This is a genomic window from Spirosoma profusum, from assembly GCF_014699005.1.
GTDB lineage: Bacteria > Bacteroidota > Bacteroidia > Cytophagales > Spirosomataceae > Spirosoma > Spirosoma profusum.
The window spans coordinates 12,398-24,300 of record NZ_JACWZY010000045.1; the positions used below are offsets into that span (position 1 = coordinate 12,398).

11 protein-coding genes are annotated in these 11,903 nt (G+C 48.7%); 8 read left to right on the plus strand and 3 right to left on the minus strand.

The window, feature by feature from the left end; translation table 11 throughout:
- Window positions 1–5 precede the first annotated feature (5 nt).
- The 4 genes from IC229_RS31100 to nuoK are packed head-to-tail and all read left to right on the plus strand — an operon-like array spanning window position 6 to window position 4,912.
- Window positions 6–2,411 carry an alpha-ketoacid dehydrogenase subunit alpha/beta gene (locus IC229_RS31100; RefSeq protein ID WP_190892244.1) on the plus strand — a complete coding sequence of 802 codons (2,406 nt, stop codon included), beginning with the start codon at window positions 6–8 and terminating at the stop codon, window positions 2,409–2,411.
- A 57-nt stretch (window positions 2,412–2,468) separates the two neighbouring features.
- The gene (locus tag IC229_RS31105) at window positions 2,469–4,040 is read left to right on the plus strand and encodes a 4Fe-4S dicluster domain-containing protein (RefSeq protein WP_190892246.1); all 1,572 of its coding nucleotides are present in this window, start codon (window positions 2,469–2,471) and stop codon (window positions 4,038–4,040) included.
- 19 nt (window positions 4,041–4,059) lie between these two features.
- Window positions 4,060–4,614, plus strand: coding sequence for an NADH-quinone oxidoreductase subunit J family protein (locus IC229_RS31110; protein ID WP_190892248.1), 555 nt, complete (start codon window positions 4,060–4,062; stop codon window positions 4,612–4,614).
- Complete coding sequence (gene nuoK, locus IC229_RS31115) at window positions 4,601–4,912, plus strand: NADH-quinone oxidoreductase subunit NuoK (RefSeq protein WP_190892250.1); 312 nt, start codon at window positions 4,601–4,603, stop codon at window positions 4,910–4,912. The genes IC229_RS31110 and nuoK overlap by 14 nt, the downstream gene beginning before the upstream one ends.
- Before the next feature lie 32 nt (window positions 4,913–4,944).
- Here nuoK and IC229_RS31120 read toward each other — a convergent pair whose 3' ends face one another.
- A complete protein-coding gene (locus IC229_RS31120; RefSeq protein WP_190892252.1) occupies window positions 4,945–5,850 on the minus strand; it encodes a glycosyltransferase family 2 protein in 906 nt (301 codons plus the stop codon).
- A 180-nt stretch (window positions 5,851–6,030) separates the two neighbouring features.
- Here IC229_RS31120 and treF point away from each other — a divergent pair, with 180 nt between their 5' ends.
- From treF to IC229_RS31135, 3 genes are all read left to right on the plus strand, one after another.
- Window positions 6,031–7,560 carry an alpha,alpha-trehalase TreF gene (gene treF / locus IC229_RS31125; RefSeq protein ID WP_190892253.1) on the plus strand — a complete coding sequence of 510 codons (1,530 nt, stop codon included), beginning with the start codon at window positions 6,031–6,033 and terminating at the stop codon, window positions 7,558–7,560.
- Between the two features lie 97 nt (window positions 7,561–7,657).
- Window positions 7,658–8,773, plus strand: a complete 1,116-nt coding sequence (locus tag IC229_RS31130; RefSeq protein WP_190892255.1) for a hypothetical protein — start codon at window positions 7,658–7,660, stop codon at window positions 8,771–8,773.
- A gap of 139 nt (window positions 8,774–8,912) precedes the next feature.
- Window positions 8,913–9,587: a DUF1345 domain-containing protein gene (locus IC229_RS31135; RefSeq protein WP_190892257.1), complete on the plus strand. Its 675-nt coding sequence runs from the start codon at window positions 8,913–8,915 to the stop codon at window positions 9,585–9,587.
- Window positions 9,588–9,589: 2 nt separating this feature from the next.
- Here the strand turns inward: IC229_RS31135 and IC229_RS31140 are convergent, their stop codons facing one another.
- Both IC229_RS31140 and IC229_RS31145 read right to left on the minus strand, forming a co-directional pair.
- Window positions 9,590–9,757, minus strand: a complete 168-nt coding sequence (locus tag IC229_RS31140; RefSeq protein WP_190892258.1) for a hypothetical protein — start codon at window positions 9,755–9,757, stop codon at window positions 9,590–9,592.
- A 58-nt stretch (window positions 9,758–9,815) separates the two neighbouring features.
- On the minus strand, window positions 9,816–11,051 hold the full coding sequence (locus IC229_RS31145) for a nucleoside recognition domain-containing protein (protein WP_190892260.1): 1,236 nt from the start codon (window positions 11,049–11,051) through the stop codon (window positions 9,816–9,818).
- Window positions 11,052–11,228: 177 nt separating this feature from the next.
- On the opposite strand from IC229_RS31145, the gene IC229_RS31150 reads away from it, so the two are divergent.
- The gene (locus IC229_RS31150) at window positions 11,229–11,822 is read left to right on the plus strand and encodes a M15 family metallopeptidase (protein WP_223834301.1); all 594 of its coding nucleotides are present in this window, start codon (window positions 11,229–11,231) and stop codon (window positions 11,820–11,822) included.
- Window positions 11,823–11,903 lie beyond the last annotated feature (81 nt).

Here is an 11,903-nt window from a genome sequence, read left to right on the forward strand (position 1 = left end):
CTGTTGTGATAGCAAACGAACAACTCCGCTCGACTGATATTCTAAGTCGTGAAAAAATCCTATCTGATTACCGTTTGGCCTGCGAAAGCCGACAGGTGAGTTTGCTGGGTCGGCGTGACGTAATGGGGGGGCGAGCTAAGTTTGGAATCTTTGGCGATGGCAAAGAACTCGCTCAACTCGCAGCCGCCCGCGCCTTCAACCGTGGCGATTTTCGGTCTGGCTATTACCGCGACCAAACGTTCGTAGCGGCTCTGGGCGAATTGACCTGGATAGAATTTTTTGCCCAACTCTACGCACATACCGACCTGGCCGCCGATCCAAATACGGGCGGGCGATCAATGAATGGTCACTATGCTACCCGCTGGCTCGACGATAAGGGTTTATGGCGTAACCAGACTGAACTCTACAATTCGGTTTGTGACATTTCGCCAACAGCTGGCCAAATTCCACGTTCGGTAGGTCTGGCTTATGCCTCCAAACTTTACCGGAATAATCCCGGACTAAACGGCCTGACTAACTTTTCGCATCATGGCGATGAAATCGTTTTTGCGACCATTGGCGATGCTTCTACGTCGCAGGGCATGTTCTGGGAAACTATGAATGCGGCTGGCGTATTGCAGGTCCCGCTCATGATGTCGATTTGGGACGACGGCTATGGCATATCGGTACCAATTGAATATCAGACGGTAAAGGCTAGTATTTCGAAAGCAATGGCCGGTTTTCAGCGCGACGCTGATGATAAAGGCATCGAAATTTTGACTGTGAAAGGCTGGGACTACGTAGCACTGCTCGAAACGTATCAACAAGCCGCCGACATTTGCCGTCAGGAACACGTACCGGTTCTGGTTCACGTTCAGGAGCTTACGCAACCGCAAGGGCACTCTACGTCGGGTTCGCATGAACGATATAAATCAAAGGAGCGACTGCAATGGGAAGCCGAACATGATTGTAACCCGATTTTTCGGAAGTGGATTCTTGAAAACGGTTATGCCACCAACGACGAACTCGATACCATCGAAACCGAAGCAAAAGAAAAGGCCAAATCGGCTCGTGCCAGCGCCTGGACTAGCTTTCAGGAGTCGATGAAAAGTGATTACGACGAAGTACTCGACCTTATTCAACAGGCGGCCCGGCACCATGCTAAATCGTCGGATTTAATGACTATCCGGGAAGAACTACGTCACGAATTCATGCCACTACGTCGGGACGCGACGAGTGCGGTACGAAGAGCGTTACGTGTGCTTCGCCACGACAATACGCCTGCTCGTCAGCAGCTCCACGACTGGCTGGAACGTAGCAATACGGCCAACGCCGACCGATTTCACTCGCACCTCTACAGCGAATCGCCTGATTCGCCGATGCTGATAAAAGGTACACCAGCCCGTTATAGCGATGATAGTCAGGTGGTGGATGGTTACCAATTGCTTCAGCACTATTTCGACAATCTGTTCGCCCATGATCCGCGCGTAGTGGCATTGGGTGAAGATGTCGGGCAAATTGGCGACGTTAATCAGGGATTTGCCGGTTTGCAGGAAAAATACGGCGAGATACGTATCACCGACACCGGTATCCGCGAAACCACCATTATTGGGCAGGGCATTGGTCTGGCGATGCGGGGCCTAAAACCAATCGTCGAGATTCAATATTTCGACTACGTTTATTATGCGTTGGCGACCCTGACCGACGATCTTGCTACGTTGCTCTACCGCACAAAAGGTGGACAGAAAGCGCCCGTTATTATCCGAACTCGTGGTCACCGGCTGGAGGGCATCTGGCACTCGGGGTCGCCATTAGCCGCCATGCTTGGTAGTCTGCGCGGTTTACACATATTGGCACCCCGAAATATGACGCAGGCAGTCGGATTCTACAATACGCTCATCAAAGGTGACGACCCGGCCCTGCTGATTGAATCGTTGAACGGGTATCGACTGAAAGAAAAGCAACCCGAAAATCTGGCTGATTTCTGCGTGCCCCTGGGTGTTCCGGACGTGCTACGTGTTGGAACCGACGTAACGGTCGTTACGTATGGCTCCATGTGCCGGATTGTCTTCGAGGCCGCCAATCAGTTAGCCCAGTTAGGAATAAACGTAGAAGTCATTGACGTACAGACGCTTTTGCCTTTTGACGTTCATCAAACCATCGTTGAGTCCATAAAAAAAACCAATCGGGTAATTTTTGCTGATGAGGACGTACCAGGTGGAGCATCGGCTTACATGATGCAACAAGTGGTTGAAGGGCAGAATGCGTACCGTTATCTGGATTCGCCCCCACGGACTATTTCCGCCAAAGCACATCGGCCACCATATGGCTCCGACGGAGATTATTTTTCCAAACCCAATGTTGACGACGTAGTCGAAACGGTTTACGCGCTCATGAGTGAAGCCGAACCGGAGCGATATCCCAAAATATAGCGAAAGAGTGAAAGACCATCCGGCAAATCACTCTTTCGCTCTTTCACTCTTTAGATAATGTCTTACTTTAAAGATATACAGTCTGGCATTCGCACGACGGTCAAGGGGTTGAGTCTAACCCTGAAGCACCTGCGGAATGCTACGAAACGTCGTTCACCCGAAGGCATCAGCAGTGATACGTATTTCGACCAGCAAAACGGTCTGGTTACGCTTCAATATCCGCACGAGCAGCTGCCTATTCCCGACAACGGCCGATACCGACTACGTAACGAAATCGATGATTGTATTGTCTGTGACAAGTGTGCCAAAGTTTGTCCCGTAGATTGTATCACCATTGACGCCATCAAAGCTACCGAAGAAGTCGGACGTGCTTCAGATGGCTCGCCAATACGTCTATACGCGGGTAAGTTTGACATTGACATGGCAAAATGCTGCTACTGTGGCCTTTGTACCGTAGTATGCCCAACGGAGTGCCTGACAATGGACAAAAAGTTCGACTATAGCGAGTTCGAACTTGGCAAATTAACGTATCAATTTTCTAACCTTACCACCGAACAGGCCGACAAAAAACGGTCGCTGTACGAACAATTTCTACGAGAGAAAGAAGAAGCGAAACGCCAGTCTGCCGCTGCTAAAGCACCTGCTGATAGGTCGGCAAATGTTGATTCCAATCAATCTGCACCAGTTGACAAACCAACGGCCCGACCTGTGTTTCGGCCAACGGCCCGCCCAGCAACAACAGCATCGGATAAAAAGTCAGAAAACTCGGAAGGTTCTGCCGTTGAGCATCCATTGACCGACGCGACACCTGACGAAATGGAACGTATCGCCCAGGGCGGAATTGAGTCAACGAAACGCCCTGTGTTCCGGCCAACCCAGAAACCGAAAACCGACGTACCGAAGTCTCCCGTAGAAGCAAATCCAACCGAAACTCCATCTGTAGACAGTGCTGCCGAAACACCCGAAACCGAAGCGCCGAAACCCAAAGCGGCTCCCTTCCGGCCAACCATGAAACCGGGAGCAGCAAAGCCGACAACCGACGTAACTCCAGCAGATTCTAAGACTGATACGGAGCCAAACGCTACGTCCAGTTCACCAACACCTGCACCGAAACCAGGCGGCTTCCGGCCAACGATGAAGCCGGCGATCATGGAAACCAGTCAACCCGCAGAGGACGTAACACCTGTATCAAAACCGGCTTTCCGGCCGACGATGAAACCGGCGAAACCAGTTGAACTGCCAACGGACGAACTCAAAGCCGACACAACCAACATACCAGTTGCGGCAGAACCGCCAAAACCCAAACCAGCTTTTCGGCCAACCATGAAACCAGTGGCCGCTGTACCAGCTAAACCTGCGGAAACTGAACAGGAAAAGCAATCCGACGTAACAGATAAACTTTCATCGGCAGAAACTCCAGTGACCGAGCCAGTAAAGCCCAAACCTGCTTTCCGGCCAACCATGAAACCAGCCACGGCAGCACCCAAACCGGCTGAGGACGTAACACCAGAATTATCACCCAATGACGCTACGTTTCAGGCAGAAGCACCTACTGCGGAGCCCCCCAAGCCAAAGCCTGCGTTTCGGCCAACGATGAAACCCAAACCGAAGGCCGACGAAAATCAGTAAACCATAAACCGACAGAATTTTGGTTCAGATAGCTTTTTACGCATTTTCAGCACTCACAATCATCGGCGGACTAGCGGTTTTGCTCACACGCAACGTATTGTATGCCGCCTTTTTTCTGTTACTAACGTTATTAGGTGTAGCAGGCTTATTTGTGCTGGCCAGCGCTGATTTTCTGGCTATTGCGCAGATTATGATTTATGTCGGTGGGGTGTTGGTGCTGGTAATTTTTGGTGTGATGCTCACGCATAGACGCCAGCTTCCGGGCGAGGCAGGAAGCCAGCAGGCAAACACAATTTTATCGCAGAACCGGGGCGATAGCTGGAGTTGGGTAGTCGCGCTGGCGGTGGCTGGCAGTTTATTTACGGCACTATACGTACTGATTTTTCGAGCTAATTTTACGTTACTGGCTAATCCGGTAGGTTGGCAGAATACCACGGGTATTATTGGCAAACAGCTAATGACCGAGTACGTAGTTCCCTTCGAAATAGCAGGGATTCTGCTGCTGGCAGCACTCGTAGGCGCTGCTTATTTAGCTTCTCCACAATCCAAAAACGCTCAGGATGCAGCCCGTTGACAGTCATTTGTTTTTGCTCGTCGGAGCGGCACTATTTAGCATCGGACTAGCGGTGGTTATGCTGAAAAGACATGCCATTGTTGTGCTCATGGGCATCGAACTCATGCTTAATGCCGTGAATATCAACCTCGTTGCCTTTAGTCAGTACGACCCCGACCGGTTGCAGGGGCAAATGCTGGCTTTATTCGTGATGGTTGTGGCGGCTGCTGAGTCGGCGGTGGCGCTGGCTATTGTACTGCGCGTGTACCGGCATTTCAGAACTGCCCAGTTGGATGAATTGCGGGAGTTGAATGATTAGATTCAACTAAAACGCGCTCTGCAATCGCTGCCTTATTTCCAGTAAAAGGAGTGCATACTCCAGCGACGTTTCAGGGAAATGGGCAGTTTTGTGTGCCACTGCCCGGCTTTATACGCTACGTACTTGGCAACGGTTCTGATAAATTGCTCTGGTATCAAATAGGCTTTTGCGTTTCGAATAAGGTAGTTGACTTCGTCAATTATATAGGCAAAACCTTCTGATTCAGCGCGCGTGTAGTGTGATATGAGTGATCGCTTTTCATAGTGAAACACCCCAATATCAAAATAACGCTTAAATTCTTCACCAATCGTATAGTTATGTGAATGATACACTTCGGCATCTCCACAGTAGCCAAGTATCTGACCTTCAAGAATTAATTTAGCCGCTAACGTTACCTCTTCGCCAAGTATCGCATCCGACGGAAACCCGCCATGCTCAATTAACTTGTCTTTACGATAAGCAGCAAAAGAGTTCGAACAATTGCAGGTCTTTATACCTAATTTTGGAATTAATGCTTTGGTTTTCAATAGGCTTTCGGGCGGATAATTGGATAAACGCGCGAACTGACTTAGGGTGCTGGCATCTGGATAAGGCAGTTGCCGGCCATAAACCATGGGCATATCATCCCGGCTAAGCAGCATTTTAACTATGTTTTCCAGCGTGTATTTATTGGCCGGAAGCGCATCCTGAGTAAGAAAAACCAGAACATTATGCTTAGCCAGCGAAGTACCTATATTTCGAGTTGCACCGTGATTAAAAGTGCCTTTTGGAATAGTATGAACTGAAATATTATTGTGTGCTAATATTGCTTTCGTTTCATCACTCGACTCTGAATCAAGGATTATTAATTCGTGAGGGAGCGTTTGTTCTTCTAAGGATTTGAGCAAAGAAGGCAAGTACGATGCAGCATTATAAGTTGGTATTATTACAGAAACCATTCGAGCAATACGTTCATAAAATGAACAAATTTACTCAATTGCTCTTTTAATAAGACTTTCCATTGAATAAATGTCGCATAGGTTCACCAGCCTGGTACTTAAACTGGACTGAATCATAAAAAACTTATAATAAACCAGTAGTATAGAGAAACTCCCTTACCAAACTGTTCATTTTTCACTTTGGAAACCGCCGTATTTTTCCCTTCACCCGACCAATTATTTGGGTCGTTGTTTCGTGACGTACAGCTCGGTCATGTTTTTTCTGACTCAAAAACTTTTGTGGATTGTATCCCCAAACTCACACCCGCAGATATCATCGCGCTCTACGAATCTGAAAAAACAAAGCCCGATTTTGACTTGAGCGCGTTCGTTCACGATTATTTCATACTGCCCGAAAACATAAGCAGCGATTACGTCAGCGATACAAATTTCACTACGTATGAACACGTGAGTCAGTTGTGGGACCGCCTGACGCGACCAGCCGACGTAGCAGTTGAAGGCAGTTCACGTATTGCCCTCCCCTATCCATACATCGTACCCGGCGGACGATTCCGCGAAATTTTCTACTGGGACAGTTATTTTACGATGCTGGGCCTGAAAGAGTCGAAACGGGGCGATTTGATACGTGGAATGCTTCTGAATTTCGCTTATCTGATTGATACGTTCGGTTTTATTCCGAACGGTAACCGGACGTATTTTCTGAGCCGGTCGCAGCCGCCCTACTTTGCATTGATGGTCGATTTACTGGCTGAAATGGATGGTGAAGACGTACTGAAACAGTACGAACCGCAGCTTCGGCGCGAGTACGATTTCTGGATGGACGGTCAGGATGAGCTGACGCCGACGCAACGTATCAGCAAACGGGTCGTTACGTTTAAGGGGCAACACGTAATGAACCGGTATTGGGATAATACGCCGACTCCGCGACCCGAAGCGTATCGACAGGAAATTGAACTGACCGAAGAAGCCGAGCTGCTGGGCGTGATACCCGAAGAGCTTTATACGCACATTCGGGCGGCTTGTGAATCGGGCTGGGATTTTAGCAGTCGCTGGTTCGGCGATGCTAAAACGATGGCCTCCATTCGGGCTGCGGATATTGTACCCGTCGAGTTAAATTGCCTGCTGTATTTTCTGGAACGTACGCTGCTACGGGCCTATAACGTACTGGAAATGCCTGAGAAAGCACAACTATTTGAACAGCGTGCTACGTCCCGGAAAGAACTCATCCAAACGGTCTTCTGGAACGAAAACACGCTTTTCTTCCACGATTTTGATGCATTAGCGCAGAAACCAACGTTGGCCGTTACGTTGGCAGGCGTGTTTCCCTTGTTTTTCAACCTTGCCACGCCCGAGCAGGCAGTTCACATTCACGACCGGCTGAAAGCTGACTTTTTACAGGCTGGCGGCTGGGTAACAACCCTAAATAGAACAGGTCAGCAGTGGGATTCACCGAACGGATGGGCACCCCTGCAATGGATTGTCTATCAAGCGTTACATCAGTATGGATTTACCGAAACAGCCAACGAAGGCCGCGACCGATGGTTATCTCTGAACGATAAAGTTTTTCAGGCTACGGGAAAGATGATGGAGAAATACAACGTAGTAGATGCAGCCCTGACCACCGGCGGAGGAGAATATCCGAATCAGGACGGCTTCGGGTGGACTAATGGCGTATATCTTCGGCTACTGGCTGATAAAGTAGTAGCATAGAGCAAAGGGGTAAGGGCAAAGGGTGAGCGATTTGTCGATAAGGAAATCCTGCCCTTGCCAGCTTAGAAATTAAAACACATCTGTATGTCAGTTACTTATGAACAGCTACATGCTTGTAGTAAGCTGCCTGTTTTTATGGATAGCTTGTAAAAAAAGCACCAATGATGGCACTACTGGACCGCAAACGGCTACGCGTGACAGTCTTTTTACAGAGCATTTTCGGCGCACAAAAGGCTGGATAGCGGGTGATGACGGTTACTCCATCCGACTGACCGACGGGCGCACGCTCTGGCTCTGGGGCGACAGCTATATCGATAATTACGATGCCGCTACCAGAACGATTCCCTGTTTATTTCAGGTCAATAATGCGGGTTTATTACAGAATGCAACTAATCCCGCCGATATGGCTACGTTACTGGGTGCTGGCAAACCCGCTTCTTATTTTCTGCATCCAGGTGGCTGGCCTACTTACTGGTTCTGGCCCGGTAGTGGTTATCAGCAAGGCAACACGGTTTATTGCTTTCTGGATAATATCAAAACAACAGGCGCGAACGGTTCTTTCGGCTTTACTTCTGGCGGTCCCAATTACGTAGCTACGATTCAATTCCCAGCCATGACGGTACAGGGATACAAACAATTGCCTGCACAGAATGGAATTAATTTTGGTGCTGGATTCGTGCCTCATCCAGATGGTTTTATGTATGTCTATGGCTATAAAGGCGATGGTTTCGTAGGCTCTAAAATGTACGTAGCACGTATCAAACCCGACGACCCTATAACGAGCTGGCAATATTACGATGGCGCAAACTGGATTACCGATCCTACGAAAGCCGCGCCAATCGCTTCAGATGGCACCAGCAGTTTTGCCAGCGGCTTCAAGGTCGGCAATAAGTTTGCGCTGTTATCGAGTGAGTTCAGCTTAGGCTGTACGGGAAAAGAAATTTACGCCTTCACCGCCGACCAGCCACAGGGGCCATATAGCTCTCGAAAATTAATCTACACAATACCCGAAAAGGCGGGCGATAAATATCCATTCTTCTATTTTGCTATCGGCCATCCTGAATTTATCGATAATCAGGGACTGCTCGTTACGTATTCTGTCAACGGATTTCTGCAATGTGGGCCTGAGGTTTGCATCAATAACCGTAGAGACCCCGATACGTATCGACCAAAAGCCTTTCGGGTGCCTTTGTCAGTGCTGGGCGCTCAGTAAGTTCGATTTGCCTAGTTAAGGAACGTATCACTACGTTCCCGACTACCAGCGGAGGAGAAAATCATAGTCAGACTGATTTCGACCAGGCAAATGATACGTATCTTCGGCGACCGATCAAGTCGGCCCATCTGCCTGTTTTATGCTTACCAAAGTTCTGTATCGAATTACCCACCTTAAGGCCCAGCAGCGCTTGTTCATCGGCCTCAGCGCAGCATTAGCCGCTTACCTTGTTTCGAAACCAGCACACTTCAGTTTTCCCGCGCAGCTAACCAGTAGTTGGGTAGCTTACGTAATTACGCACCTGTCCATTATGTGGACTTCCATATTACTCACGCATCCGAAAGATTTGCCCAGAATTTCACGTATTGAAGACTCCAGCCGAAGCCTCATTCTGCTCTTAATCGTAGTGGCGGCCATAGCCAGTCTATTTGCAGTGCTTGCGCTGCTTGGGTCAACAAATAGCCACGACCCCATGCAGGTTGAATATAACGTACTGGCAATTTTGGCGGTGGCTGGTGCGTGGGGGCTGGTTCATACAGTATTTACGTTTCACTACGCCCATCGCTACTATGGCAACGACGGCCGAAAAGATCGTCGTCCGGGTGGGCTCGACTTTCCCAACGACCAGGAGCCTGACTACCTCGACTTCGCTTATTTTTCTTTTGTGATTGGTATGACCAGCCAGGTATCCGACGTAGCAATTCAGTCGAAAACCATGCGTCGGCTGGCACTCGTTCACGGCATTCTTTCGTTCGGTTTCAACGCGGTTATCATTGCGCTGACTATCAGTGGGCTGTCGGGTATCACCAGATAAATCTACCGCTTGCTGGCTTGTTTTTTCGCCTTCTCAGCCTGTTCTTTCTCGTAAATTTCACGTTGACGTTTCTCGGAGAGCAGATTTCGGTAAAGACCATTTAATACGTATATATCGTCAATGTCATCGATGAGACGATGCAGTTGTTCGCGCACTTGATTAATGTTCATTGAAAAGAATTTTAGAGAAGCTGAGCTAATTGGATAACCGTTTTTCTACGCTTTTCGCTCAATGAAAGAAGAAATAACCAAGCGCAATTCCTGCAACAACACCAACGAAATCAGCGAACAAACCATACGGAATGGCGTGTCTTGAATTCCGAATACCGACCGACCCAAAATAGAGCGCAACGATGTAGAACGTAGTATCGGCCGAGCCCTGGAAAATACATACCAGCCTTCCGACAAAGGAATCCGGCCCGAATTGCTTCATGGCGTCAATCATCAGCGCTCTCGCTCCGGCTCCGCTGAGTGGCTTCATCAACGCAACGGGCAGCGCATCGGTAAAGTCGGTGTTCATACCAGTCAGTGCAAATAGGTATTTCAATCCGCCTACCAGATAATCCATCGCTCCGGCATTGCGAAATGCGCCAATGGCAACAAGCATACCGACCAGATAGGGGATAATTTTAACCGTCGTTTCAAAACCACCTTTCGCGCCTTCGATAAACGTCTCGAAAATGGGCACTTTTTTATATAACGCACCCAGCAGAAAAGCCACAACGATACTCAACAACACTACGTTGCCGAATACTTTCGAAAACGTTTCGATTTCTTCTTTCGGCCTTCCTGCCAGCATCCATAAAGCAATTCCAATAAAGGCTGTTATACCGCCCAACCAGCCAATTACAGTGCTGTTCAACAGATTGATACGTTGCTTTATACCCACGGCAACCAGTGCAACTACCGTTGTTACGTACGTACCGATTACACAGGGAATAAATACGTCCGACGGATCTTTGGCGCCTAGAATGGCCCGTTGAGCCATGATGCTGAGCGGTATAATCTGCAATCCGGATGTATGCAGCACCAGAAACATGATCTGTGCGTTGGAAGCGGTGTCTTTACTCGGATTGAGTTCCTGCAAACTGGCCATTGCCTTTAGACCAAAGGGTGTAGCGGCATTATCCAATCCAATCATGTTGGCCGAAAAATTCATGATCATTTGCCCATTAGCCGGGTGATTTTTAGGCACTTCCGGAAAAAGTTTATGGAAAAATGGCCCAATGATACGTGCCAGAACGTTGATAGCACCCGCTTTCTCGCCGATGTTGAGCAGTCCTAGAAAAAACGTCATGACGCCCGCTAGTGGCAGCGCAATATCCATCACCGCCACTTTTGACGATTCAAACAATCCTTCGACAATGATCTTAAAAATTTCGGTATCACCCAGAAAAATCAGTTTAGCGAGTGCCACCAGAAAGGCAACAACGAAAAAAGCAACCCAGATGTAGTTTAGTGCCATAATAAGGCGAACGTAGCAACTTTTCGTTTTATTTACGGTATGATCGCAAAAAAAGCTATGACGCAGAGATTCGCGGAGACACACAGAGATACACTGAGAAAAATCTTTGTGTATCTCTGTGTTTTCTCTGTGCATCTCTGTGTCCCAACCCTGAAAGCCCAATCCGCAGAAGCCACGATGCAGAAACAAGGGTTAGTCGACGTGCAGAAAGTGGACCCGTCAATCCTCGTCGAGTTAAAGTATTCAACGACCGACAATTTCGTAGGCAAAGATGTATATGGCGAGTTGACGCGGGCGTACATGCAGCCGATGGCGGCTCAAAAACTAGCCGAAGCCAGCAAATACCTCCAGGCGCATCATCCTGATTTACGACTGCTTGTCTATGATGCCGCCCGGCCCCGCTCGGCGCAATGGAATCTCTGGAATGCCTTACCCGACCTACCCGAAAAGGAACGCCGGAAATACGTAGCAGATCCACGAGAGGGTTCGATTCACAACTACGGTTGCGCAGTTGATTTAACCGTAGCCACAAAAGATGGAAAACCGCTCGATATGGGCACCAAATACGATTTCTTCGGCGAATTGGCCTATCCATCCCGCGAGGATGAATTACTGAAAGCCGGAAAGCTTACTCAGAAGCAAATTGACAATCGCCTGATTCTCCGAACAGCCATGCGACAGGGCGGCTTTTCCTCAATTGAGTATGAATGGTGGCACTTCAACGCCCTCTCCCGGGAGAAAGCCAAAATGGCCTTTCGGATTGTGGATTAATCTAGCCATATAAAGCAAGGCAATTCCTTATTAGAATGGCAGCCAATTGAATTTGCTATATCAATGTACTGGATACATCGT

What these genes read in the sequence shown, in the direction of transcription:
- IC229_RS31145 (WP_190892260.1), bottom strand. Translation starts at nt 11,051, where the DNA reads ATGGCACTAAACTACATCTGGGTTGCTTTTTTCGTTGTTGCCTTTCTG.
- IC229_RS31140 (WP_190892258.1), bottom strand. Translation starts at nt 9,757, where the DNA reads ATGAACATTAATCAAGTGCGCGAACAACTGCATCGTCTCATCGATGAC.
- IC229_RS31135 (WP_190892257.1), top strand. Translation starts at nt 8,913, where the DNA reads ATGCTTACCAAAGTTCTGTATCGAATTACCCACCTTAAGGCCCAGCAG.
- IC229_RS31120 (WP_190892252.1), bottom strand. Translation starts at nt 5,850, where the DNA reads ATGGTTTCTGTAATAATACCAACTTATAATGCTGCATCGTACTTGCCT.
- nuoK (WP_190892250.1), top strand. Translation starts at nt 4,601, where the DNA reads ATGCAGCCCGTTGACAGTCATTTGTTTTTGCTCGTCGGAGCGGCACTA.
- IC229_RS31130 (WP_190892255.1), top strand. Translation starts at nt 7,658, where the DNA reads ATGAACAGCTACATGCTTGTAGTAAGCTGCCTGTTTTTATGGATAGCT.
- IC229_RS31105 (WP_190892246.1), top strand. Translation starts at nt 2,469, where the DNA reads ATGTCTTACTTTAAAGATATACAGTCTGGCATTCGCACGACGGTCAAG.
- IC229_RS31150 (WP_223834301.1), top strand. Translation starts at nt 11,229, where the DNA reads ATGCAGAAACAAGGGTTAGTCGACGTGCAGAAAGTGGACCCGTCAATC.